The sequence below is a fragment of the Bradyrhizobium sp. UFLA05-153 genome, from assembly GCF_054185185.1.
Genome location: NZ_JBBIAM010000001.1, coordinates 27,440 through 52,397 on the forward strand (window position 1 = coordinate 27,440; position 24,958 = coordinate 52,397).

At 60.2% G+C, this 24,958-nt stretch carries 24 protein-coding genes and 1 pseudogene; 11 read left to right on the forward strand and 14 right to left on the reverse strand.

Annotation, left to right across the window (positions count from 1 at the left end; genetic code table 11):
* Positions 1–77 precede the first annotated feature (77 nt).
* Together Q2941_RS00135 and Q2941_RS00140 are read left to right on the forward strand one after the other, a co-directional pair.
* A complete protein-coding gene (locus Q2941_RS00135) occupies positions 78–1,409 on the forward strand; it encodes an Hsp70 family protein (RefSeq protein WP_458191161.1) in 1,332 nt (443 codons plus the stop codon).
* A gap of 218 nt (positions 1,410–1,627) precedes the next feature.
* Positions 1,628–2,695 carry an HAD family hydrolase gene (locus tag Q2941_RS00140; RefSeq protein WP_458191163.1) on the forward strand — a complete coding sequence of 356 codons (1,068 nt, stop codon included), beginning with the start codon at positions 1,628–1,630 and terminating at the stop codon, positions 2,693–2,695.
* 507 nt (positions 2,696–3,202) lie between these two features.
* On the opposite strand, the gene Q2941_RS00145 is transcribed toward Q2941_RS00140, so the two are convergent.
* The gene (locus Q2941_RS00145; RefSeq protein WP_458191165.1) at positions 3,203–3,655 is read right to left on the reverse strand and encodes a universal stress protein; all 453 of its coding nucleotides are present in this window, start codon (positions 3,653–3,655) and stop codon (positions 3,203–3,205) included.
* Positions 3,656–3,737: 82 nt separating this feature from the next.
* Between Q2941_RS00145 and Q2941_RS00150 the strand changes: the two genes are divergently transcribed.
* The 3 genes from Q2941_RS00150 to rpsU all read left to right on the forward strand — a co-directional run bounded on the left by Q2941_RS00150 (position 3,738) and on the right by rpsU (position 5,212).
* On the forward strand, positions 3,738–3,926 hold the full coding sequence (locus Q2941_RS00150) for a hypothetical protein (RefSeq protein ID WP_156944081.1): 189 nt from the start codon (positions 3,738–3,740) through the stop codon (positions 3,924–3,926).
* Between the two features lie 697 nt (positions 3,927–4,623).
* Positions 4,624–4,830, forward strand: a complete 207-nt coding sequence (locus Q2941_RS00155; protein WP_027521232.1) for a cold-shock protein — start codon at positions 4,624–4,626, stop codon at positions 4,828–4,830.
* A 94-nt stretch (positions 4,831–4,924) separates the two neighbouring features.
* A complete protein-coding gene (gene rpsU / locus Q2941_RS00160) occupies positions 4,925–5,212 on the forward strand; it encodes a 30S ribosomal protein S21 (protein WP_084801323.1) in 288 nt (95 codons plus the stop codon).
* A 158-nt stretch (positions 5,213–5,370) separates the two neighbouring features.
* On the opposite strand, the gene Q2941_RS00165 is transcribed toward rpsU, so the two are convergent.
* The 10 genes from Q2941_RS00165 to Q2941_RS00210 form a co-directional block, all read right to left on the reverse strand.
* Positions 5,371–6,042: a 3'-5' exonuclease gene (locus Q2941_RS00165; protein ID WP_027521231.1), complete on the reverse strand. Its 672-nt coding sequence runs from the start codon at positions 6,040–6,042 to the stop codon at positions 5,371–5,373.
* Positions 6,043–6,044: 2 nt separating this feature from the next.
* On the reverse strand, positions 6,045–7,847 hold the full coding sequence (locus Q2941_RS00170; RefSeq protein WP_254113260.1) for a putative nucleotidyltransferase substrate binding domain-containing protein: 1,803 nt from the start codon (positions 7,845–7,847) through the stop codon (positions 6,045–6,047).
* Positions 7,848–7,960: 113 nt separating this feature from the next.
* On the reverse strand, positions 7,961–9,652 hold the full coding sequence (locus tag Q2941_RS00175) for a cation acetate symporter (RefSeq protein ID WP_458191168.1): 1,692 nt from the start codon (positions 9,650–9,652) through the stop codon (positions 7,961–7,963).
* On the reverse strand, positions 9,649–9,951 hold the full coding sequence (locus tag Q2941_RS00180) for a DUF485 domain-containing protein (protein WP_027521228.1): 303 nt from the start codon (positions 9,949–9,951) through the stop codon (positions 9,649–9,651). The genes Q2941_RS00175 and Q2941_RS00180 overlap by 4 nt, the downstream gene beginning before the upstream one ends.
* Before the next feature lie 427 nt (positions 9,952–10,378).
* Complete coding sequence (locus tag Q2941_RS00185; protein ID WP_198031692.1) at positions 10,379–10,717, reverse strand: hypothetical protein; 339 nt, start codon at positions 10,715–10,717, stop codon at positions 10,379–10,381.
* Positions 10,718–10,765: 48 nt separating this feature from the next.
* Entirely contained in the window at positions 10,766–11,353 is a 588-nt protein-coding gene (locus Q2941_RS00190) for an adenylate kinase (protein ID WP_027521226.1), read from the reverse strand.
* 28 nt (positions 11,354–11,381) lie between these two features.
* A complete protein-coding gene (gene acs / locus Q2941_RS00195; RefSeq protein ID WP_458191321.1) occupies positions 11,382–13,331 on the reverse strand; it encodes an acetate--CoA ligase in 1,950 nt (649 codons plus the stop codon).
* A 40-nt stretch (positions 13,332–13,371) separates the two neighbouring features.
* Positions 13,372–13,731 carry a DUF779 domain-containing protein gene (locus Q2941_RS00200; protein WP_027521224.1) on the reverse strand — a complete coding sequence of 120 codons (360 nt, stop codon included), beginning with the start codon at positions 13,729–13,731 and terminating at the stop codon, positions 13,372–13,374.
* A gap of 71 nt (positions 13,732–13,802) precedes the next feature.
* Positions 13,803–15,320: an aldehyde dehydrogenase gene (adh, locus tag Q2941_RS00205; RefSeq protein ID WP_458191171.1), complete on the reverse strand. Its 1,518-nt coding sequence runs from the start codon at positions 15,318–15,320 to the stop codon at positions 13,803–13,805.
* 137 nt (positions 15,321–15,457) lie between these two features.
* Complete coding sequence (locus tag Q2941_RS00210; RefSeq protein ID WP_027521222.1) at positions 15,458–16,426, reverse strand: GAF domain-containing protein; 969 nt, start codon at positions 16,424–16,426, stop codon at positions 15,458–15,460.
* 361 nt (positions 16,427–16,787) lie between these two features.
* Between Q2941_RS00210 and Q2941_RS00215 the strand changes: the two genes are divergently transcribed.
* The 3 genes from Q2941_RS00215 to Q2941_RS00225 all read left to right on the forward strand — a co-directional run bounded on the left by Q2941_RS00215 (position 16,788) and on the right by Q2941_RS00225 (position 19,675).
* Entirely contained in the window at positions 16,788–17,468 is a 681-nt protein-coding gene (locus Q2941_RS00215; protein WP_027521221.1) for a response regulator, read from the forward strand.
* A gap of 375 nt (positions 17,469–17,843) precedes the next feature.
* Positions 17,844–18,704 (forward strand): ABC transporter substrate-binding protein, encoded by an 861-nt coding sequence (locus tag Q2941_RS00220; RefSeq protein WP_254113257.1) that lies wholly within the window; start codon positions 17,844–17,846, stop codon positions 18,702–18,704.
* 323 nt (positions 18,705–19,027) lie between these two features.
* Positions 19,028–19,675 (forward strand): RlpA-like double-psi beta-barrel domain-containing protein, encoded by a 648-nt coding sequence (locus tag Q2941_RS00225; protein ID WP_458191174.1) that lies wholly within the window; start codon positions 19,028–19,030, stop codon positions 19,673–19,675.
* A 236-nt stretch (positions 19,676–19,911) separates the two neighbouring features.
* Here the strand turns inward: Q2941_RS00225 and Q2941_RS00230 are convergent, their stop codons facing one another.
* From Q2941_RS00230 to Q2941_RS00240, 3 genes are all read right to left on the reverse strand, one after another.
* Positions 19,912–20,145 carry a hypothetical protein gene (locus Q2941_RS00230; protein ID WP_458191176.1) on the reverse strand — a complete coding sequence of 78 codons (234 nt, stop codon included), beginning with the start codon at positions 20,143–20,145 and terminating at the stop codon, positions 19,912–19,914.
* A gap of 145 nt (positions 20,146–20,290) precedes the next feature.
* The gene (locus tag Q2941_RS00235; protein ID WP_458191178.1) at positions 20,291–21,352 is read right to left on the reverse strand and encodes an alpha/beta fold hydrolase; all 1,062 of its coding nucleotides are present in this window, start codon (positions 21,350–21,352) and stop codon (positions 20,291–20,293) included.
* A gap of 116 nt (positions 21,353–21,468) precedes the next feature.
* A complete protein-coding gene (locus Q2941_RS00240; protein WP_458191326.1) occupies positions 21,469–21,666 on the reverse strand; it encodes a hypothetical protein in 198 nt (65 codons plus the stop codon).
* Between Q2941_RS00240 and Q2941_RS00250 the strand changes: the two genes are divergently transcribed.
* The 3 genes and pseudogenes from Q2941_RS00250 (at position 21,616) to Q2941_RS00260 (ending at position 24,953) form a co-directional block, all read left to right on the forward strand.
* Positions 21,616–22,563, forward strand: a complete 948-nt coding sequence (locus Q2941_RS00250) for a LysR family transcriptional regulator (protein ID WP_479684028.1) — start codon at positions 21,616–21,618, stop codon at positions 22,561–22,563. The genes Q2941_RS00240 and Q2941_RS00250 overlap by 51 nt on opposite strands.
* Positions 22,564–23,032: 469 nt before the next feature.
* Positions 23,033–23,440 (forward strand): annotated as a pseudogene (locus tag Q2941_RS00255) (DUF305 domain-containing protein); the annotation flags it as partial.
* A gap of 4 nt (positions 23,441–23,444) precedes the next feature.
* On the forward strand, positions 23,445–24,953 hold the full coding sequence (locus tag Q2941_RS00260; RefSeq protein WP_458191180.1) for a YncE family protein: 1,509 nt from the start codon (positions 23,445–23,447) through the stop codon (positions 24,951–24,953).
* Positions 24,954–24,958 lie beyond the last annotated feature (5 nt).

The following is a 24,958-nucleotide window of genomic DNA, read 5'->3' on the forward strand; positions in this document are numbered from 1 at the left end:
TTGATCGGGGTCTTGGCAGGGCGATTCAAAGCCGCTAATGGTCTGCCCCCTTTTCCAATCATCTGTCAGAGTGGTTCATGTCGAGCGCCTCGCCCGCCGTCTCGATCGGCATCGATTTTGGGACCAGCAACACGGTCGTCGCGCTCGCGACGGACGATCGCCGGGTCGAGGCCATCCGCTTCGATCATGGCGGACAACGCCACAGCGTCTTTGTGTCGGCCCTGTGCTTCTGGGAGGACCGGCCGGGAAGCGGAGCCCAGGCTGAAGGCGGCCCGTGGGCGATCGAGCAGTTTCTCGAAGGACGCCACATCTACCGCTTTCTCCAGTCGTTCAAGACCTTCGCTGCCAGCAGCAGCTTCAATTCCACCCAGGTGTTCCGGCAGCGCTACAAGTTCGAGGATATTCTCGCGGCGTTCCTGCGAACGCTGGCGCGCCATGGCGGAGACAAATTCGGCTTCGAGGCTGCAAGCATCACGGTCGGCCGCCCTGTGCGCTTTGCCGGGGGCAATCCCGACGAAGCGCTGGCGATGCAGCGCTATCGGGCCGCGTTCGAACGCCTGGGCGCCGGCCACGCGCGCTATGTCTACGAGCCTGTGGGAGCGGCGTTCTCCTTCGCCCGTCGGCTGGAGCGCGATGCCGCCGTATTGGTTGCGGATTTCGGCGGCGGCACGAGCGATTTCTCCGTGATGCGTTTCTCGCGAACGGGGGGCAGCTTGCGGGCGGAGCCGCTCGGCCACGCCGGCATCGGCATCGCGGGCGATACGTTCGACTACCGCATCGTCGACCACGTCGTCTCGCCGCGGCTGGGCAAGGGCTCCAGCTTCCGCACGTTCGACAAGGTGCTGCCGATCCCCAGCGGCCACTACACCAACCTCGCGCGCTGGCATCAACTCGCGATGATGAAGAGCAACGGCGATCTGCGCGAGCTCCGGGAGCTTGCGCGCACCGCGCTCAAGCCGGCTCTGCTCGAGGATTTCATCACCATCGTCGATCTCGACCTCGGCTTTTCGCTGTACCGCGCGGTGTCCGACGCCAAGGTCGCGCTGTCGGCCCAGGATCAGGTCGATTTTCGCTTCAATCGCGGCGGGGTCGACATTGGCTCGACCATCACACGGAAAAACTTCGAAGCCTGGATTGCCGACGATATCGCCCGGCTCAGCGCGACCATCGACAAGGTGCTGGGCGAGGCCGGCATCACGGTGCGCGAGGTGGAAAAGGTGTTCTTGACCGGCGGGACATCCTTCGTGCCCGCCGTCCGGCGGTTGTTCGCCGAGCGGTTCGGCAACGAACGGCTGATGTCGGGAGATCAGTTCGAGTCGATCGCCTACGGCCTCGCCCTGATCGGGCACAGTCCCGACCCGGACCGCTGGGCCGCTAGTGGCGGACTCAAGTCGAGAGCGGGCGCCTGAGCATCGGCCCGCGGTCACGCGGCTTCCCAAGACTCGAGTTCATCAATCCGCGTCGGCTTCGGTCGTAAGCAGACATGCGGCCGCAAGTTGGTCGAGGTCTGCCAAGACCCGAGGCCGACATTCATTGATTTAGATCAATTCGCAATCGCGTCATTCTGTCTCTTGGCGCGGCGGGGGCGGCGCTTCGATTATTTCGGGCAAGTCGCAGGAGGTCCAAGATGAAGCCCAACAAGTCGTTGTCTGGCATCAATCGCCGCGTGCTGCTTTCAGGATTTGCGATGGTTCCGGCCCTGTCCGGTCTCTCCCTTTCTGCATCCGCACAAATGCGGTCGACACAGGACGAACCGTTGGGTTCTTGGAACGAAGGGCCGGCCAAGAAAGCGATCCTTGATTTCGTCCGTTCCACGACCGATCAAGCCAGTTCCAAATTCGTGCCGCCCGAGGGGCGTATCGCCACCTTTGACCAGGATGGCACGTTATGGGTTGAGCACCCGGTCTACTCGCAGGTTGTTTACTGCTTGGACAGGGTGCCAGCCTTGGTCGAACAAGACCCGAAGCTCAAAGACGTTGAGCCATTCAAGACGGTCCTGTCGGGAAATCGCGAGGCAATCGCCAAGCTCTCGCTACATGATCTCGAAAAAGTCCTCTTCGCCACGCTGACCGGCATGTCAGTGGACGACTTCGACGTGGACGTAAAGAAATGGGTGACGAGCGCAAAGGACGGACGCTGGAAGCGACCCTACACCGACCTCATCTACCAACCCATGCTGGAAGTGATGCAGTATCTGCGCAGTAACGGCTTCAAGACCTACATCGTGACCGGCGGCGGTCAGGACTTTGTGCGTGTTTACAGCGAGCGTGTCTACGGCATTCCGCCCGAGCAGGTGGTGGGTACGGCTGCTGGCACGAAGTTCGGATACCAGAAGGACGGCACGCCGTTCCTAACCAAAGAGCCCACGTTGCTTCTGAACGACGACAAGGCTGGGAAGCCCGAAGGCATCCATTTGATGATCGGCAGGCGGCCTCGAGCGTCGTTTGGAAACTCGGACGGCGACCGGGAGATGCTTGAATACACGGGCGTTGGCGACGGTGCGCGGCTGATGATGCTGGTCATGCACGACGACGCGCAACGCGAGTACGCGTACGGACCAGCACAGGGACTTCCCGAGACCAAAGTGGGCGCGTTCAGTCAAGACCTCTATGAGGAAGCGAAGAAGAAGAGCTGGATCGTTATCAGCATGAAGAACGACTGGAAGCGCATCTTTGGGTTCGACGGAAACGGTTGACGTCCGTTTCTGGCCTTAGCTGACCACGCTCAGAACGCTGCGACGTCTGTTGTCGGAAGAGGAGCGGACGGGGGCGGCAAGGCTAACGATGTGCTGAATGGACCTTGCGCGAATGGATCTAAATCCTAGGCGCAGTAGAAAACGGCCCGGAGGGTCGGGGAGACTTCCGGGCCGAGCGTCTCCTCCACTAAAGACCCCTCGTGCGGCGAGGAGGCTACGCTTCGATGGAAACACCACGGTGCAACAACCGCAGAACACGCGCCGCTGCAAATATCTTCTTGGTAAGGCAGATTAACTCGCCGCAAGCTTCATCCGTTTTGGGTTCGAAAGCGGTCGCGGGCTACCGATGACAGGCGCTGCCCGGCCGCGCCCCAAATCCGAAGGACACCTGCGCTCAGGCGTCCCGCGTGAACCCAGCGCGCAGTGTCCGCCAAAGCATGATCCGGACAAGTGCGAAGCGGCTTTCCGGGGCGGCGCGATGACGGTTCATCCCAATCTCATCGCGCTTTAGTGCACGACCAGCACCGGCACGCTTCCGTCGGCCAGGACCTCCGATGTTTGGCTCCCCAGGAATAGCTTCCTGAGGCCGCGACGCCCATGAGAGCCCATGACGATTAGGTCGCAGCCTCCAGACTTTGCTGTTTCGATAATCGTAGTAGCTGGGTGCGCATTCGGAACATGCAGGAGTTCTACGGATATCCCGATCCGCTCCGCCATAGCTCGAGCTTCATCGAGCACTTTGCCCGCACGTTCCTTGCAGGCTGCGTCAAAGCGATCAAACTCTTCCTGTGAGGGAATCCACCCTCCGGCGTGTCCGCCGCCATAGTCGACCGGGAGCGGTTCCGTTACGGTGATGACTGTCACTTTGGCGTTCAAGGCCTTTGCCAAACCAATCCCATGCTCAATGCCTTTTTTCGCGACATCCGATCCATCCGTGCTCAAGAGAATATTGGCGTACATTTGGAGGCTCCCTTGCTCGTCGAATATTTCCCCCGCTTTCGCAGGCGGTCGCACGCCGCGATCTTCGTCAGCTTGTGCGCTGATGCACATCCTGTTTGCCGGTATGCGCCTTTCAGGGGAAATGGTGGGGTTCTATCAGAAACATGACCCCGACGCAGAGCAGCACGCCGGTCACGAAGCCGATCAGGAACCCGAAAAAGAATTCAGTTTTCATCGAGGTGATCATGGGAGGCCCGACGCGCCGCTGCTGATCATCGAAGAAGATGCCTGAGTGTTCCGGCGTTTATGTACTTACCAGAAATGATCGACCCTCGCCATGCATCGAGTGCCACTCCGGCGTTCGACCGGAACGAGCTCGAGATATTCGTCGCAAAACGCGTGGTCGGGACGTGCATCGACGGCTGTTTTGTGATCCGGGGCCGCGAAATCATTGGGTCCCTTATTGGATTTTCCCCACCCCGGCGCGAATCATTCTGACCTTGCGTGCCCGAAGCAACTGGGACGGCCGTCTCTGGCGGGCAATTGTCTTTAGGGACAATTGCAAGCCTCGGTTCTGTCGCCTTTTATGGGAGGGCATATCGGCAACCCGATAGGCATCGCTCCAACGGTCCCGTAGCGGCCGCCCGTTGTGGGACCGTTGGTGCGGATCGGGTCGGCTTGCCGATCATCACGGACGAACGGCGGCGAATCCTCACTAAGACCTTTGGCGTTGGAGCAAGCGAAAGACCCCCTAAAGCGGAAGGCGCTCTCACAGAGAGCGCAGCGATGATCGAGGCGTACATTTAAGCACCGACGGCAAAAGTCATCTCGCGCCATAACATCTCCTGAAGTGAAGTCGGCTCGGCCATGGTTGAAGCCGCGAGTCTGGTTGGCGCTCATGGCGTTGGGCTGTGGCAGGGTGAGCAAAAGTCGCGGTCCTGCCTCGGACAGTGAGCAGATCCACCAGCAAAGAACAAGGAAGTGATAATATGGCGACGGGTACGGTGAAGTGGTTTAATGGTCAAAAGGGGTTTGGATTTATCGCTCCGGATGATGGCGGCAACGATATTTTCGTTCACATCAGCGCGGTCCAACGCGCGGGCCTTTCTGGCCTGGCAGAAGGCCAAAAGGTCTCCTACGAAGTCAAGGTCGACCCCAGGCGTGGCAAAAGCAGCGCAGAAAACCTGAGGGTCTGACGCGTCCACTGACGATTGATCTCCCGCAGAAATTGCCGAGGCGACTGGGCTGCGCCTTCCCCCAGAGGACGCAGCGACAAGGAGCTATGACGAAATGCAAGTCTTCGTTCGCGACAACAATATCGAACAAGCACTTCGAATTCTAAAAAGGAAGATGCAGCGCGAAGGCGTGTTCAGAGAAATGAAGCGGGCGAGCTTCTATGAGAAGCCCTCGGAAAGAGCGGCGCGCGAAAAGTCCGAAGCCGTTCGTCGTGCTCGCAAGCTGGCTCGGAAGCAGGCTATCCGAGAAGGATTGATTGCCGCCTCGGTCAAGAAACCCGGCGATAGGCGCCAGAGCCGCGCGCGTCCCAGCGTTGCGCCGACCAGCCCCAAAAAACCATGACGAAACACGGCCGGGGTCCTGTTTGGTAACGGTGCGACGTCCCGCTCGTGTTTCACACAGGCAGCTACGGCAGCTTTCTGTGCACGTGAGCATCACAGATGCTGATGCGCAGCGGCAACCGTCCGCTTTCGCGGATCGAGCTGAAGGCTTGGCCCAGGTTATGCTCCGATCGGATTGAAAACGGGGCTGGTGCGTTGGCGTTCGATCCGTATGCCGCGCTCGGCGAGGTCGCGTAGCTGCAGGAACATCATTGCGGTCATCAAGGCGTCGTCAAAAGCATCGTGCTGTGCAAGCGGAGGAATTTTGAGGTCGCGGAGGATCGCGGCGAACGAGAGATCGATCGAGGTGTTGGGCGGCGCATCACCGTATTTGCGCTCGTAGTAAAGTCGTGAAATTTCAATCCGCTCGTTCGGCAGTTCGATCCCGACCAGCGGAAGGATGTATTTGTCCAGCATGGCGATGTCGAAGTCGACGTAGTAGCCGATGAGCGGGCGCGGCCCGATGAACCGGAGAAAACTCGGCAGTACTTTCCAGACGATCGGCGCGGCCTCGACATCGGAGTGACGCAATCGGTGGATCTTGATTGCTTCGGCCCCCATCTCGCTGTCCGGGTGGACGACGGCTTCGAAATGCTCGCTGGTCAGAATCCGATTGCCACGGATCCTGATGGCCGCAATGGTGACGATGTCGTCCGTCCGCACGTTGAGACCCGTGGTCTCGCAATCTATGACGACAAAGTCATCGTCCGGAGCCCGATCGAACATGAATCGATACGACTGATCGCTCAGGGTCGCCTGATGGAGCAATCGTTTGATCGCACGTGGCAACATCTTTAGAACATGCCCAGCTTGAAACGATGACGGACAATTTCTCGAAACTGCTTCACGACCTGGAGCGCATCGCGCAGCAGATGACGTTCCATGCTGGACAAATGCGCGGGTCTCACCAGAGTGCCCGACGCGCCGCCGGATGCGGCCAGTTGGCCGTCGAGCCGGAGCATCAGCAGGAACCGGAAGGCCTGTTTCAGGTCGCGTCCAAAATCCGCTCGCAACACTCCCAGATCACATAGTCGGGAGATTCGCTTGTCGGTGGACGTCTCGCGCAGGCCCTGTTCGAGCGCCAGGCTGCGAACGCCGTGCACGATAGGAAAGATTCCGCCTTTCTTGAGGTCGAGTGCGTCTCCGCTACCCTCGGATGTGATCAGGTTGTTGAAGAGGCCGATTGGCGTTTCGAAGGCGTCAATTGCGCGCGCAAAGTGGGCCAGGAACGCTTGTTCACCCCGGATCAGCTCGATCAGCGTCGCCTTGGCCCTGTCCAGCAATGACGCGTTGCCGGCGATCGCCTGTGCATCGTAGACGATGGCCACATTCATGTGCGCGGCCTCGTCGGGGAGCGCGATCCAGCGACGGAAATCTGCCAGGTAATCGGTGAGCGGCTTCGACCATGCCGGATTGCTCACCATGATGTTGCCGGGGCAGGGCGGAAACCCGAAACGTCCTAGCGCGCCGGAGAACTCGTTCCGGAAAGACTCCAGGGAGTTGCTCTCAACCGGACCATCGAGGATGAGACCGTTGTCCTGGTCAGTGCGCATGGTCTGCTCGCCGCGGCCCTCGCTACCCATCACGATCAGGCAACCGCTGGTCCGCAGCTCTGCCGGCGCGACCATCTCGAACAGTCTGGACAGCAGGCGCCGGTTGAGGTCGGAGACGATCTCCGCGATGACCTCGACCTTGACGCCTTGCCGCCGCAGAACCCGCGTTTGCGCCTCGGTCTCGCGTGCAGCACTCGCGAGATCCTGCAGGCTGGCGCCTCGATCGATGCGGCCGGCAACGACCTGAGCACTGCCTGCCAGGAAGCCCAGGAGATCGATTTCCTCGAGAATGCCGACAAACCGTTCACCGTCGTGCACGGCGAGCCGCCGCTTGTTATGCTTCGTCATGAGCAGGAGAGCCGAGGAGACGAAATCGTCGGGGCGGATCGACACGATGTCGAAATTCGCGAGCTCGCCCACCGGAGTCTGGATCGGCAGACGCCGCAACACCACCGCTTTGGACAGGTTCATGCCCGTGATAATGCCGATCCGCTCGCCATTGCGAACGAACAGCGCGTTGCTGTTGATCTCGCGCATCAGGTGACCGGCGGCTTCAATCGTGTCGGTCGCAGCCATAAACGAGGGAGGGTGCAGGAAGAGCTCGCCAACCTTGGCATGCATCAGCGAGCCGTAACGTCTGGCTTCCTCGTCGTTGGCGAGCTCATCCAGCTTTTGAGAGATTTCGCGGTAGAAGAATGCCGCAAATCGCGGATTGGCCCTGATCAGGTTGAGGGCGACTTTCCGGGGGATCACATAGCAAAGCGTTTCATCGCGGGCGAGAAACTTGTGTCCGTTCTGGTCGTGAACGAGTGCGCGGCTATCGAAGGTGTCCTTTGGACCAAGCAGCGCGAGCAGATCGGCTTCACCGCGCTCCTCGACTGTGCCTTTGATGACGACATAGAGGGCATCTGCGGGGGCGTCCCTACGGATGATTGCCTCGCCCGGACGGAAGTACGCGACGTCGAGCGCCGCTCGCAGCGTCTCGGCCTCGTTCGGCGTCAGGCGATCGAATGGTGGATTGTTGATGTCGAATGCCTTGGGCATTTCGGCCTTCCGAAGACACGGACGATCCAGGCCCCGGCGATTGACCCTCGAAACGTGGCATCGGCCGGTCCAGTGACCCGGCCGATGCCGAAGAGCCCGCCCGGGAACCTCGTTCAGTGCGTCGTGGCGGTGGCGGCTCCGATGCCGGTCTGGGACCGAACATATTGTGCATCAAAGCCGTCGCGGTCGAGAGCGGCACGCTTGCTGCGGTCCAGCGTGGAGAACAGCCAGATGCCGGCAAAGGCGATAGCCATCGAGAACAGCGCCGGATTGTCCAGTTTGATCGGCGCCGATCCCTTGGCGAAACCCAGCGTTACCTCCCAGACGGCCGGCGACAGCACGACGCCGACGACCGCACTGATGAGACCGAGGAAACCGCCGATCAGCGCGCCCCGCGTCGTCAGGCCTCTCCAGAAGATCGACATCACCAGCACGGGGAAGTTGCAGGAAGCCGCGATGGCGAAGGCAAGGCCGACCATGAAGGCGACATTCTGGTTCTCGAACACGATGCCGAGGAAGATCGCCAGCACGCCGAGGACCAGTGTTGCGATCTTCGAGACGCGGATCTCATCCTGCTCGTTGGCATTCCCGCCCTTGATGACCATGCCGTAGAGATCGTGGCTGATGGACGATGCACCGGCCAGGGCTAATCCCGACACCACCGCCAGGATGGTGGCAAAGGCGACGGCCGAAATGAACCCAAGGAACAGGTTGCCGCCGACGGCGTTTGCGAGATGGATCGCGGCCATGTTGGAGCCGCCCTTGATCGCCGCGATACCGCTCTTGGTCCGTTCAAGAATGGCCCCGTCCAGGAACATCGGATCGGTCGAAACCAGCGTGATCGCGCCAAAGCCGATGATGAAGGTCAGGATGTAGAAGTAGCCGATAAAGCCCGTGGCATAGAACACCGATTTGCGCGCAGCCTGGGCGTCCTTCACCGTGAAGAAGCGCATCAGGATATGCGGCAGACCGGCCGTTCCGAACATCAGCGCGAGGCCGAGCGAGATCGCCGACAGCGGGTTGGAAATGAGGCTGCCGGGCTCCATGATCGCGAGCTTCTTGGGATGCACTTCGGTTGCCTTGGTGAACAGGGCTTCCGGACTGAACCCGAACTTGTAGAGGACGGCTCCGGCCATGAACGTTGCGCCCGAGAGCAGCAGCACGGCCTTGATGATCTGCACCCAGGTCGTTGCCTTCATTCCACCGAACGTCACGTAGATCATCATCAGGCCGCCGACCAGGACGACCGCGATCCAGTAGTCGAGGCCGAACAGCAGCTGGATCAGCTTGCCTGCCCCGACCATCTGCGCGATCAGGTAGAACGCAACGGTCACCAGCGAGCCGCAGGCCGCCAGGATACGGATTTCGGTCTGCCCGAGCCGAAACGACGTGACGTCGGCAAAGGTGAACTTCCCGAGATTGCGCAGCTGCTCGGCGATCAGAAACGTGACGATCGGCCAACCCACGAGCCATCCGACGGAGTAGATCAAGCCGTCGTAGCCGGATGTGTAGACGAGGCCGGAAATGCCGAGGAACGAAGCCGCCGACATGTAGTCGCCGGCGATCGCAAGCCCGTTCTGGAAGCCGGTGATTCCGCCGCCGGCCGAGTAGAAGTCTGCAGCCGACGCGGTCCGCTTTGCGGCCCAATAGGTGATGACGAGCGTCAAGCCGACGAACCCGACGAACATACCGATCGCCGACCAGTTGATCGCCTGCTTGGAGCCACCCTCGACGGCGCCTGCGGCAAGTGCGAGCGTGGGCATGCTCGCGAGCAGGAGCACAAGCAACCAGGAGAACTTTTTCATGAGGGATTCTCCTCGACGATCTTGCGAATGAGTACGTCGTAGCTGGAATTCGCCTGCCGCACGTAGATGCCCGTCAGCACGAAAGCGAGCACGATGACGGACAATCCGATTGGAATGCCGATCGTCGTCACGCCGCTGCCAAGTGGGGTGCCCAGAAACTTGGGAGCGTAGGCTACCAGCAAAATAAAGCCGAAGTAGATGACAAGCATGATCAGCGACAGCGTCCAGCCCAGCGACGAACGTCGGCGCACGAGCTCCTGGTAATTCGGATCGCGTTCAATCCTTGCGAGCTTGCTCACAGCAATGATCCCTGGAGTTCCCGTTGAGACAGCCCCCCTTACGAGTGAGGGCGGGACTAGATTGTCCTGCTGACGGACCGGGCTCCATGATCCAGATCAAAATTCGGCCAATCCGGGTGAGATGCCCTCCCGGCGACGTCTGGATTGGCCCAACAGGTGCTTTCGCTTGGTTACTGGAACGCGTGCGGCAAGCGTCTTTATCGATCTGTTGCCTTTGCCTTGGGGAGGTTCGCCAGCTTGGATTTTTCCTCCGCAAGGAGCCGCTCGACGGTCCCGCGCGTTCTTTCGTCCAGTGGGGTCTGCAAGAGCCTGCTGTAGTGCTCAATATTCAACTGAGCTATCTCGCGAGGACCCGTAAAGCTGTTTTCCATGATCCTTCTCGCGGTGAGATAATCGCAGTGGCTGATCATTCGGTCCAGGCCAACCTTCAGCGCGACGCCAAGAGGCCGCTCCCTGCTACGTCATGCCCGTGACCGGACGCAGCCAGACGCTCATTTGAAAGACGCCTGGCATTTGCCGCCACCTTCTCCCGAAACCGATTGATCACGTTGACGGCAGTCGCTCCGCACAAAAGCCTGACGCCAACATCAACGACAGCGTCAATCTTTTCGCCAACCATGAGATAAGCCTCATGCTGCGCGTCGGTACCGCCATTAGCAAGCTTTGAGACACGTAGGCCAATGACCTCGCTCGATTCCAGCGCGAGCAATGTGATCGTGAGCCATGGTCCAAGCATGAATACCCCTTGTTGCCGATAATCGGACACTATCCCGCACCGGGTTTCTTGTTGCGGTGGGATCTGACTATCTCCAAATCAGGTGAACGCTGATAGGGCCTTCGTCAATTCTTCGGTCACGGCGTCAATCGGCTGCAAGCCGTCGACGGCTGCGAGGAGTCCCCGCGACCGATAGTATTCGGCAACGGGAGCGGTTTGAGCACGATATGCCTTCAGCCGCGTCCTGAAGGTCTCCGGATTATCGTCGCTGCGCGCGGACTGGCCTTGACTTGCCGCTTCCGCGGCACGACCCTTGATGCGCACGAGGAGCACGTCCTCGTTGACCTCGAGTTCAAGAACTGCGTCGAGTCCGATTCCTCTGGCCGCCAGTTCCCGATCGAGGGCCTCGGCCTGTGGCACGGTCCGGGGAAAGCCGTCGAGCACGAACCCGTTCGCGGCGTCCGCGTGGTCAATTCGATCCGCAACGACCGCAATGACGACCTCATCCGGCACAAGCTCCCCACGGTCCATGATGTGCCGGGCGCGCAAGCCAAGCGAAGTCCCCGCGGTTGCCGCTTCACGCAGCATGTCCCCGGTCGACAACTGCGGAACACCGAAGCGTTTCGCGATTCTTGAGGCCTGCGTGCCCTTACCCGCGCCCGGTGCGCCCAACAGAACCAGTCTCATCGGCCAAGCTCCTCTGCGTTAATTGGTTCTAGCGATTCTTGATCAGATCCTGGACCACCGAGGGATCGGCCAGCGTCGACGTATCGCCAAGCGCACCAAACTCGTTCTCCGCGATCTTGCGCAGGATTCGCCGCATGATCTTTCCGGAGCGCGTCTTTGGCAGCCCCGGCGCGAACTGGATGATGTCGGGGGCGGCGATCGGGCCGATTTCCTTGCGAACCCAGGCGATCAGTTCCTGGCGCAGCGTCGGCGAGGGCTCGCTGTCAGCCATCAGGGTCACGTAGGCATAGATACCCTGTCCCTTGATGGCGTGGGGAAAGCCGACCACGGCAGCTTCGGAGACATCCTTGTGAGCAACCAACGCGCTTTCCACTTCGGCTGTCCCCATGCGATGGCCTGAGACGTTGATGACGTCGTCGACCCGGCCGGTGATCCAGTAGTAGCCATCGCTGTCGCGCCGGCATCCATCTCCGGTGAAATACTTGCCCGGATAGGTCGAGAAGTAGGTCTGCATGAAGCGTTCGTGATCGCCGTAAACGGTACGCATCTGGCCGGGCCATGAATCGGCAATGACGAGGTTTCCTTCGCAGGCCCCCTCCAGCACCGTGCCAGCGGCATCCACGACTTCCGGTCCGATTCCAAAGAACGGCGACGCGGCCGAACCGGGCTTCAGGGCGGTTGCGCCGGGAAGCGGCGTAATCATGATGCCGCCAGTCTCGGTCTGCCACCAGGTGTCGACGATCGGGCAACGCTGCTCGCCCACCACGCGGTGATACCACTCCCACGCTTCAGGATTGATCGGCTCACCGACGGATCCGAGCAGGCGCAGCGAGGTGCGGCTGGTCCGTTTGACCGGTTCTTCACCAGCCGCCATCAGGGAGCGGATGGCTGTCGGCGCGGTATAGAAGATGTTGACCTTGTATTTGTCGATGACCTCCCAAAACCGCGACGTCGACGGGTAGTTGGGGACGCCCTCGAACATCAGGGTAGTCGCGCCATTGGCCAGCGGGCCGTAGACGATGTAGCTGTGGCCCGTGACCCAACCGACATCCGCCGTGCACCAGTAGACGTCGCCGTCGTGGTAGTCGAACACGTATTGATGCGTCATCGATGCGTAGACGAGATATCCGCCCGTCGTGTGGACCACCCCTTTGGGCGCACCGGTGGATCCCGACGTGTAGAGGATGAACAGGGGATCCTCGGCGTTCATTTCGGCCGGCTCGCATGCGGCCGACGCCTTTGCCATCTCATCTTCATACCAGACATCACGGCCATCGACCCAATCGACCTTGCTGCCGGTACGTTTGACCACAATCATCGTCTGAACGATGTTGGACGACTTCGCGACCGCCGCATCGGCGTTGGCCTTCAATGGAACTTTTCGTCCGCCGCGCAGACCTTCGTCTGCCGTTATGACGATTTTCGAGCGGCATCCTTCGATCCGTCCGGCAAGCGCATCCGGCGAGAAACCTCCAAACACGATGGAATGAATCGCGCCGATCCGGGCACAGGCCAGCATGGCGAAGGCAGCTTCCGGAATCATGGGCAGGTATATCGTGACCGTATCGCCTTTCGCCACGCCGTTGCGCTTCAGTACATTGGCGAGACGGCAGACGTGTTCGTGCAGCTCCTTGTACGTGATGAGCTTCGACTCGTTCGGGTCGTCCCCCTCCCAGATGATCGCGATCTGGTCGGCGCGCGCGGCAAGGTGCCGGTCGATGCAATTCATCGATACGTTGGTGGTACCGTCCTCGAACCACTTGATGGAGACCTTGCCGGGATCGAAGCTGGTATTCTTCACCTTCGTGAAGGGGGTGATCCAGTTGATCCGACTCCCGTGATATCCCCAGAATTGATCCGGAGCAGAAATCGAGACGGCGTACATCTCACGGTACTTTGCCGCGTCCACATGAGCCCGCTTCGCCCAAATTTCCGGTACTCCGTAGCTTAGTTCTTCCGGGCTCGGTAATGCGCTCATGCAATCTCTCCACTCCGCCCCGAAGGGGCGCCACTCAGGCTCACGATGATGATGGTGCCGCACTACGGCTCGCCGAACACACGCGCGAACGCGTCAGAAACCGCTTCTCGCGGCCGTTATCGAGGGAGAACATTCCGCCCCGACCGGGAACGACGTCGATGATGAGGTCGGTATGCTTCCACGCCTCGAACTGCGGGGCGCTGATATAGACAGGTGCCCCACCGATATGTCCGAGCAAAACGTCGGTGTCCCCGATGATGAATTCGTTCCGGGGATAACACATCGGCGAGGATCCATCGCAGCAACCTCCCGACTGATGAAACAGGACCGGGCCGTGCTCCCTGACGATTTCATCGAGCAGCTGGAGCGCTGCGGGCGTTGCGGAAACCTTGTCCTCCAAAGACCACTCCCTGAGGCTGAAAAAATGACCGACGCGGACTACTACGACCGCGCCGGCAAGTCTGGGAGAACTCAGAAGAAGCCCAGCTTCTTGGGGCTGTAACTCACCAGCATGTTCTTCGTCTGCTGATAGTGATCCAGCATCATCTTGTGGGTTTCGCGACCGATACCGGACTGCTTGTAGCCGCCGAATGCCGCATGTGCGGGGTAGGCGTGATAGCAGTTGGTCCAGACGCGCCCGGCCTGAATCGCGCGACCGAAGCGATAGAGCCGGTTCGCATCACGACTCCAGATGCCGGCGCCGAGGCCATAGAGCGTGTCGTTGGCGATCGACAATGCCTCCTCGTCGTCCTTGAAGGTCGTCACCGACACCACCGGTCCGAAAATCTCCTCCTGGAAGATCCGCATCTTGTTGTGGCCCTTGAACACGGTCGGCTTGACATAATAGCCGCGGGCCAGATCGCCCGGCAGTTCGTTGCGCGAGCCGCCCGTCAGGACCGTTGCGCCCTCCTGGCGGCCGATGTCGATATAGGAAAGGATCTTTTCGAGCTGTTCGCTCGACGCCTGCGCGCCGATCATCGTGGCCGGGTCGAGCGGGTCACCCTGAACGATCGCCTCGACACGCCTCAGCGCACGCTCCATGAACTTGTCGTAGATTCCTTCATGGATGAGCGCCCGGCTCGGGCAGGTGCAAACCTCGCCCTGGTTGAGGGCAAACATCACAAAGCCTTCGATCGCCTTGTCGAAGAAGTCGTCGTCCTCGGCGGTTACATCCTTGAAGAAGATGTTGGGCGACTTGCCGCCAAGCTCCAGTGTCACCGGGATCAGGTTCTGGGCGGCGTATTGCATGATCAGCCGGCCCGTCGTGGTCTCGCCGGTGAAGGCGATCTTGGAGATGCGGGGGCTGGAGGCGAGAGGCTTGCCGGCCTCGAGGCCAAAGCCGTTGACGATGTTGAGGACGCCGGGCGGCAACAGGTCGCCGACCAATCCGATCCAGACCAGGATCGAAGCGGGCGTCTGCTCGGCAGGCTTGAGCACCACGCAGTTGCCAGCGGCGATGGCGGGCGCGAGCTTCCAGCAGGCCATCAGAAGCGGGAAGTTCCAGGGGATGATCTGGCCGACGACCCCAAGCGGTTCGTGGAAATGGTAGGCAACCGTATCATGATCGATCTCGGCAATGCTGCCTTCCTGTCCGCGAATGGCACCGGCGAAGTAGCGGAAATGATCGATCGCGAGCGGCAGATCCGCCGCCGTCGTTTCGCGGATTGGCTTGCCGTTGTCCCAGGTTTCCGCCAAAGCGAGGAGGTCGAGATTTTCTTCCATACGGTCGGCGATCTTGTTGAGAATGATCGCGCGTTCCGCGGCGCTGGTCCGTTTCCAAGCATCCTTGGCAGCGTGGGCGGCATCGAGCGCGGCTTCCACATCCTGCTCATTTGAGCGGGCGATCTCGCAAAGCAATTGGCCATTCACCGGCGACCTGTTTTCGAAATACTTACCGGAGCGCGGCTCGGCCCATTTGCCGCCAATGAAGTTGCCGTAGCGCGTTTCAAAGGGAACTTTCGCGGTCCGTGAAAACTCCACCTTGTTCATGGTCGTCCTCCTCAAACTGCGACGCTTGATGCGGCGCTTGAGGAGAGGCTTGTCGATATTGGATCGTCGTGCCAGCCCCCTGGAACGGATTGCCATCCCATATGTCTCAAGACTGAGACATTCGAGAGGGCAAAGAGTCAACGGGCGGGGCGAAGGCCCGATCGCCGCAGCTTTCGGTAAAGTGTAGCCCGGCTTACGCCAAGCGCTTCAGCTGCGGCTTTGACATTGCCCTCCGCCCGCGTCAGCGCGCGTTGCAGCACCCGACGCTCGGCCGTCGCAAGGTCTTCGGACAGCCGCTTTGACATACCCAGAATCTCCGCTGCGGGCAGTGGATTCTGCAGACAGGCGTGGGAGAGGCCAAGCGCCTGGCGGGCCACGCGGCTAGCCCCCACGACAAGATCGTCTTCGTCCACGGCGATGAAGGCTTTCCCCATCTTGTCGGGGACCGGAACGATCTGGATCCGCGCTCGAGAATAGGCCAAACGGAAGCATTCGGCCTCAATCCGCGCTGCGGCGTCGATCACCGCCGCCGCGAGAAGATTGACGTAGCATTCGATGAAATCCGCCCTGCATGACGACACATCGAGTGCCCCCACCAGATGCCCCTCATGGTCGTAAAGCGGGGCAGTCGTGCAGCTCAATCGAGCATTGCGCGAATAGAAATGTTGGTCACGATGGATCGTCAGTGCGCGATGCTCGACGAGACAGGTGCCGATGCCGTTCGTACCCTCGCTGTCTTCGCTCCAGACTGCACCAGGCCATAGTCCCCAATCCAGAAACGTTGGATCGTCGCCAGGCGCGCCGCGCCGCTCGACGGGAACGCCGCTCCGATCTGCAAGCAGCACACAGCAACCTGTCCCTCCAACCGCAGTGTGGAGCCTGTCGAGGCTTGGCTGCGCGACGTGGATGAGCGGCTCGATTTCTTGCCTGACCTTCCTTAGTTCGGAATCGGTTAGTCTCTTCGGCGGGGTTCGTTCGTCCGGATCAAGCTTATGGAAACATGCCGACCTTTGCCATGAAGCAATCAGCGCGGATTTCGCAGCACCATTCGACGAGATCGCGGAGTGGACCCGATCTGCGTGGTGGCCAGTTCCATCTGCCGGCATTTGCTTCTCCGAGGATTCTCACCTGTCGGACTCGTCGCCCGTTCACTCCATCAATCTGCAAAACCAGCTTATCGAGGCCCTGCGGCGCCAGACCTGTCCCAGAAGACCTGGGTCGATCAGCGCATTTCACGCCAGATCACGGGCCACTCGGTACGAGAATGCACTTAGCCGACCCAACTGCGATTGACTTGATGTATCGCAAGCCGGATGCGCTTTCTTGGGCGACAGGACCTTCTTGCTGCACAGCTCCAGGGCTCGGATGCTCTTTGCGCGCGGCGGCGTTGCGACACCGAATTGAGCTAGATCAAAACCGAACTGCACACAGCCGGCATTTTGTCCTGCCTTTGCAGGATCAACGCACATGAGAGTTCTCGTCGTGGACGATCATCCACTGTTTCGGGAGGCGGTGGGCAATAGCATTCGCCAGGCCGTAGCCGATGCTGAGATCATAGAGGCGGCAACGATCGACGAAGCGCTCGATGTGCTGTCTTGTGGCGGAATTGAGCTTACGCTTTTCGACCTGTCCTTACCCGGAACGACAGGATTGTCCGGTCTTCTACGTCTCCGTAAAGCCTTCCCGGGGAGTCCAATCGTCGTCATTTCGTGCCACAAGGATTCGCTGATCGTGGCAAGCGCGCTCTTTCTCGGCGTATCAGGTTACATCCACAAGTCCACTTCGAAGAAAGAACTCGTACGCGCGATCGGCGAAGTGCTGCGAGGTTCGATTTATCTCCCAAACTGCTACCGGCACAATGCGGAGCCAGATCGATCCAAGGATTCGCTCGAGGAGTTCCTGAAGCGCCTGCACGATCTGACCCCGCAACAATTGCGGGTCCTCGAGTTGATCCACCGCGGCTTGCAGAACAAGCAGATCGCATACGAACTGCGTATATGCGAAACGACCGTCAAGGTGCACGTGTCGGAGATCCTTCGCAAATTGGACATTGCGAATCGCACCAAAGCCATCGTCGAGATGTCAAAGATCGACTTCGCGAACCTCGCCGGGGACAGCCCCGGCATGCGGGTCCAGGAGAGCGTGTGAGCAAGCCACCAAGGCTCAGGGGACGTGAGCCACAGAGCCAAGCAGGCCAGGAATTGAGATCGCTTCGTGAAGCAAAGCGGTCGAGGTCTAAATATTGGAGCATTGCGGACTAGAGTTGCTCGCATTGAGTGTCTCGCGTTTTGACCCATCTGCGACATCAGTGCGAATATTTGCTGTGACGCACATTACACTTGGAGCTCGAAGCATATGCTAGACCGTGTCGCTCGACCTGAAGGGCGACGAATGCGACGACGCAAGTTCATTGCACTTTTAGTAGGTGCGGCCGCTGGCTGGCCGTTGGCCTCGTGCACGCAGCAGGCGACGGGCATGCGTCGCGTTGCGTTCCTCCATCCGTACCTCGAGAATGATAGCGAAGTGCTGACCCGCGTCATTGCGTTTCGGGAGGGGCTCGAGGCGCTCGGGTGGATCGAGAATCGCAATATTCGAATTGAGCATCGATATACCGGCGGAGATCTGGGCCGGATCCGAGCCTACGCGACGGAGCTGGTGCATTCGGCGCCGGACGTCATCGTCGGAAGCGGGACGCCAATCACCGCAGCATTGAAAGAGGCGACCAGCACCATTCCGATCGTATTCAACCTCGTCAACGATCCGGTCGGACAGGGTTTCGTGACCAGCCTGTCGCGGCCGGGCGGCAACATCACCGGCTTCACCTTCATCGATTTCCTATTGATTGGGAAATGGATGGAGATGATTAAGGAAATTGCTCCCGGGGTCAGACATGTAGCGCTCATCTTCAATCCCGACACGACGCCTTTTTACCCGGCATTCCTACGCGAACTCGAAGCGGCCCGCACATCGCTCGCCCTCGAGCTCTCCGCATCTCCTGTGCACGACGAGGCGGAGGTCGAGGCAGCCATCACGGCGCTCGCACGCGAGCCTGGCGGCGCTCTGATCGTCGCACCGGACGCATTCATCAACAATCACCGCCGGGCGGTCATTACATTGACGGAACGACGGCGACTTCCTGCGATATACGGCTTCCGGCAGTTCGCTGCGGAAGGGGCACTGATCTCCTATGGACCGAATACTGCCGACATAGTCCGACGCTCGGCTGGGTACGTCGATCGTGTCCTCAAAGGTGAAAGACCGGCCGACCTTCCGGTGCAGGCGCCGACGAAATACGAGTTAGTCATCAATCTCAAAACTGCGAAAGCGCTTGGCATTGCGCCAGCTCCTGAGCTGCTCGCTCGCGCCGCCGGAGTGATCCAATAGAACTTCCTTGTTGCGATGCATGAGTCCGGAAATAGCCCGAGCCGAACAGGCTGACGCGCATTGTCAGGTCGGATTTCAAACGTCCATCGGACATGGGTCCACGCTCGCTTTCAGAGCCGCTTTTGATCCCAACGCTTGCTCCTACTCACGTACTGTCAAAGAAGCTCCAATCAGTCATGCTGCTGACGCAATCTCTGTCTTAGTCGGAGAGATGCAAAACACTGCGTGAGAACCACCCTGGTTCCCACAACGGTTCCGTCGCCAGGATTGGCACGAATCCGCAAAAAATTGGCACGAGCTCGTTTAACGCCTCCGCGTTTCGCGTGACCGTGTTTTTGCGGCATCGGGAACCGAACAATCGAAAAAAAATCAGTCGAGGAGTTATGATGGTGTTCCACTCGAGCGCCGCAATTTGCGGCGCCGTAGTTGCGCTTGCCATGTCTGTTACCGTTGCTCGAAGTGAAATCGGTGCAGTTCATTCAAGTGCCGTCGTCAATGCCGCTTCTGGGGATGCGATCATTGGCGCAGCATCCATGTACAATCCGTTCCGGCCCGGATGGCGGGAGGGCGGTCCGAACACAGCCTCCGGCGAGCGCTATGATCCCTCCGTCTGGGCGGCTGCCATCAAGACGAGTTTGCGTCAGAAATTCGGTGGGGTCCAATTTGGCGCGAGGCCGAAATATGCCCTCGTTGAGGCGGTAGGTAAAAAAGCAATCGTCAAAATAAATGACGTGGGACCACTAACGCCCGGCCGCATCATTGACCTGAACGAGCGGACGATGCGCTACTTCGATCCAAGTCTGCAGCGCGGGGTAATTGCTGGCGTAAGTGTCAGGCCGCTTGCAGGGGACTATTGGATCCCCGGACCGGTCGTCGACGGTCTTCTAGCCGCTGATCTTTGCGGCGATGCCACCTCTGGCGACAAGGCGCCGGCCGGCGCAACTTGCGTTGCCAACAGTTCTGAAATGTAGAGAAGGGCCTAACCGAATGTCCCCTGGGGGACTCCGTCCTTGTTTCGCGGCGAAATCCAGGCCCTCATGGTGAGGAGCGCCGCGCACGGCGCGTCTCGAACCATGAAGGCCGCGCACTTTCGCAACCCCTGCCATATGCGATGGCCCTGCGAAGCAGAGGAAGCAGCGGCCCACATCAGAATCACGGCTGTCCGCGGCACTCTCGCGCCATCTGGACGGACCAGCGTGAACCATCGTCATCCCAACCACAGGTCTGCCCATGGATCATCGATATGATTTTGAGGCTGCGGCCTAACGGCGCGCGGCGCGGACATGCGGTTCATTTCGTAAACCTGCGCGTGCGGGCGCACCAGGGACTCGGCCGCGGCATGCATTGGGTGAGCTGCAAGAGCAGGGGAAGAGGCAAGCGCAACGCCGAGCGCCATCGTTGCGAAGACGAGAACAGGGCGTCGTGATTTTTCGACGGTCATTCCGATTCTCCATTTGTTGGGTCATGTGACGAACGAATTGGTGAACCTTCGCTGCACCACTCAATGAATGGACCCCGCTCACCGTGCTCGGGGCGATGCCCTGCGGGACGAATATGACCGCTCCGCAGGTCCACTCTTGCGTCGATCAAATCTTGGCAACCTCGATGATTGCCTTGGCAAAGGCCTGCGGTGCTTCCTGCGGCAGATTGTGTCCGATGCCGCCCTTGATCGTCCGGTGCTGGTACTTGCCCGAAAACTTCCTGGCGTAGGAACTCGGTTCCGGATGTGGCGCACCATTGGCGTCACCTTCCATCGTGATGGTAGGCACCGTGATGACGGGAGATTCCGCAAGTCGCTTGTCCAGATCGTCGTATTGGGGCTCGCCCTTGGCGAGGCCGAGTCGCCAGCGATAATTGTGGACTGCGATGGCGACTTGATCCGGATTATCCAGGGACGCTGCGCTGCGATCGAATATAGGATCGTCGAAGTCCCATTTCGGCGAAGCGAGCCGCCAGATGAGCTTCGCAAAATCGTGCCGGTATTTGTCGTAGCCGGCCCGGCCATTTTCTGTGGCAAAGTAATATTGGTACCACCAGGCGAGTTCAGCCTTTGGCGGCAACGGCACCATGTTCGGAGTGCCGATCAGATAACCACTCACGGAGATCATGGCCTTGCAGCGCTCCGGCCACAGCGCCCCGATGATGTTGGCAGTCCGCGCTCCCCAATCAAATCCGGCGAGGGTCGCCTTCTCGATCTTGAGCGCGTCCAAGAGAGCGATGATGTCCGTCGCGACCGCCGCTTGCTGGCCGTTCCGGAACGTTTCGCTGGAAAGAAAGCGCGTCGTGCCATAGCCGCGCAGATAGGGGACAATCACGCGCTTGCCGGCCTGCGCCAGCAATGGTGCGACATCTACAAAGCTGTGAATGTCGTAGGGCCAGCCATGCAGAAGAATGACCGCTGGACCGTCGGCGGGACCAGCTTCTGCGTATCCGACATTCAGAAGGCCAGCGTCGATCTGCTTCAGAGGGCCAAACGACGTGTTGGTCCCCGTTTTGATAGAGCGCGCACCTGCCTGCTCCGCTTGGCTTGGTTGCGCCTCGGCAAAGCTGTTCAAGGACAACTGAGCGGCAGCGATCGTCAGAGCCGCAGTACCAAAGAAGCGCCGGCGCGGCTGGTTGATCTCTTCTGCCTTCTTGGTTGTATCCATTGGTCGATCTCGTTGGTTGTTGGTCCGACCTGGACGAGGGGTCCCTTCGTCCGGCTCCGATGCGAGCGAAGATGGCGCACGACTAGTGATCGATCCAACGAATAATTTATGCTATTTCAATCGATAAAATCGATTAAACTTTCCGACGCAGCGACGCCACCGGGCGAGAGTGCCACCGCCGAAAGCGACGGATTGTTCTCGATCGCGAGATCGCGCTTGTTCGGAAAGAGCAGTGGTTTGGGTGATGGAACAGGATCGCAGGCATGACCCTTGAGCAGCTTCGTATTTTTGTTGCCGTGGCAGAATGCGAGCACGTCACGCGAGGCGCGCGACAGCTTAATCTGACCCAATCGGCGACGAGCGCCGCAGTCGCCGCGCTCGAAGAGCGTTACGCGACCAAGCTGTTCGACCGGATCGGTCGTAGGATTGCGCTGACCGAGGCCGGGCGGCTATTCCTGAAGGAAGCAAAGGCGGTGCTCGCCCGTGCGTCCGCCGCCGCGAAGGTGTTGACCGACCTTGCCGACCTCACACAAGGCTCGTTGGCGCTGGCTGCGAGTCAAACCGTGGCGAACTATTGGCTGCCTGTGGCGATCCAGAGCTACCGGTTGCGATATCCTGGCGTCATCGTCAGCACGACGATTGGCAACTCGGAAAATGTCGCAGCCATGGTTCGCGAAGGCAGCGCCGATCTCGGCTTGGTCGAAGCGGCAATAGATGATCCAACCCTCGTCATGGCTCCCGTTGCGGAAGACGAACTCATCCTTGTTGCGCCGCTAACCCATCCCTGGGCAGCAAGAACGCCGCGATCGGCGCAGGAAGTGAAGCGCGGACCTTGGGTGTTGCGCGAGCCAGGCTCAGGTACGCGATCGGTCTTCGAGGGTGCGCTGCCCAGCCTTGGTTTAACGAGCAAGGATCTCAACGTAGCGCTGGTGCTCCCATCGAATGAAGCCGTTCGCGCCGCAGCCGAGGCTGGCGCCGGGGTCACCGTGATATCCAGATTGGTGGTTGCGAATTCGATCAAGGCAGGCAACCTCGTTCCCGTCAAATTTCCTCTTCTGCATCGCCGCTTCGTCGCCCTTCGACACAAGGAGCGATACGTCAGCCGCGCGGAGAAGGCATTTCTTGACGTGATTTCGAACGACGCTGCTTCGAATCGTCAAAAAGGGAAGGGCGGCGCGAGAAGCTTCCGTCCCCCAATCATCGAGAGATAGATTTCATCGGTTACTCGTCGGGAGAGGCGATCTATCGAATATCCTTCGGACCGACGACGTGTTTTCACGCATACGAGCAATGGGCAACAACTACTCATTCCCGCAATTCTCCAAGGCGATTCCGGCGCCAACTGAGGCCTCGATCCGTCCGAGGCCATAAACGAAATCGTGACCCCTGCGGCCGAGGAATTGAACTAGCTTTGGTGTTGCAGGGAGGGGTGCAGTGAAGCTTCCTCGCCGACTTTTTTGCATCTGGCCAGGCGCTGCAGCGATCCCGGTCGTGTAACGCATGACGCGCTAGAGCTGATCCGATGCGCCCGGTGCACTGGCTGCTCGGTCGCATCGCCGGCGGTTCGACCCTAACTCTACATGGCGTCAACGTGACTAAAGGACGTTTTTGCCGAAAGGCCACTGAGCCAACCTTGAGCGCGGCGACGATCTGGAAAATGAACATGATCGGGAGATCGGGATGAATTCGCTCACTCGCGGTTCGGCCATGCTTACGGTGACCACGCTGGCGGTCGTGTGCGCCGTTGGAACCATCTTCTTTGCGTCCGCCCAATCGATTCCGACGTCACATCCGGAGATTTGCGCGAGGCCCACCTCCGATGTTGGTGCAGAAGCTCCCTTCCTGGCCGAGAACGTCACCGCCATGAAAAGAATGATGAGCGATATGGCGGTGAAGCCGACCGGTGACGTTGATGCCGATTTTGTGGCGATGATGGTGCCTCATCATCAGGGTGCGATCGACATGGCGCTTGCCGTGCTTCGCCACGGCCGCAATCCGCAGATCAGGCGGTTGGCCCAGGAGATCATCGTGACCCAGCAACAGGAGATCGCGGTGATGCGCCTCGCTGTCGATCGAGCCGTGGAGCCGTGACATGAAACGCGCCGCTTATCTGGGGGCCCTCCTGGTATCGATCGTTCTCGTGGGAGCGCGATATGCCGGTGCCGGACAAGTCCCGGGCGCTGCCTCCAATCCCGACATCCCGATCAGCCACCGCGATCGCGTCTACGCTGCCGAGCAGTTTTCGAACACAGTCTCGGTCACTGATCCCGTCGACAACAAGCTGCTCGGCGTTATCCGGCTCGGCGATCCGCTGCCGACGAGCTTCAGCCCGCTCTATCGCGGCCAGTTGCTGGTGCACGGCTTGGGTTTTTCGCCCGATCATCGCACCCTTGCCGTGGTCGCAATCGGCTCGAACGCCGTGAATTTCATCGATACCGCAACCAACACCGTCAAGCGCGTCACCTACGTCGGGCGCTCGCCGCACGAGGCGTTCTTCACGCCGGACGGCAATGAAGTCTGGGTGGTGGTGCGGGGCGAGAATTATGTCGCCGTACTCGACGGCACGACCTACCAGGAAAGGACGCGGATCCTTGTGGCAAACGGACCGGGCATGACGATCTTTTCGCCGGACGGGAAGTACGGCTATGTCTGCTCGTCGTTCACGCCCGAAACCGCAGTTATCACCGTCGCCGACCACAAGATCGTCGGCAAGGTCCCGCAGGCGAGTCCGTTTTGTCCGAACATTGCAGCCACGCCGGATGGTGCCCAGGTTTGGTTCACGTTGAAAGACACCGGCAAGGTTCAGGTGTTCGATGCCCAGCCGCCATTCGCGCTCTTGAAGACGATCGACACCGGGCCGATCACAAACCACGTCAACATCGTGCGCAACGCCAACGGCATGTTCGCCTATGTCACGATCGGCGGCCTCAACGAGGTCCAGGTTTATCGCACCAACGACTTCTCGAAGGTGGCTACCATTCCGGTCGGCAAGCTGCCCCATGGCATCTGGCCGTCCGGTGACGGCACGCGGGTGTATGTCGGCCTCGAGAACGAGGACCGCATCGCCGCGATCGATACGCTGACGAACAAGGTGATCGCGACGAGCCCGATCGGACAGGCAGCGCAGGCGGTGGTCTACGTGCCCGATGCCAGCTCGGTGATGGCCGTGAACGGCAACGCCGCGATGACGATGATGCCTGCGGTCCCTGATCGCGCGGGAACGGAGAACCTGCAGCCACTCGGCGTAGCCGGGATGTCGACGCAACTGCGGCTCGCGCCGCTCGGGCAGAAAGCGGACCAGGCGCCCACCAGCGTCTCGCTCTCCGACCAAGGCCTGGTGCAAGTGCTCGAGGCTTCGGTCACCGGGCTCGAACCGGGCAAGCCCTACGTGCTGGCGCTGGCGAGCGAGGCGTCGGGCGGCGGCGCACTGCAGCCTCTGCAGGGCTTCATGACCAATCCGGCGGGCGCGGCGGTCGTCACTGCGATCGGACCTATCCGGCAGCTCGTGCGCGGTGATGACAAGGTCCAGCGCCGCTATCTGGTGATTGCGCCCGGTATGGTCGACGGCCCGGGCGCGCCGGTGCAGGTGCAGGCGGAGTGATCGCG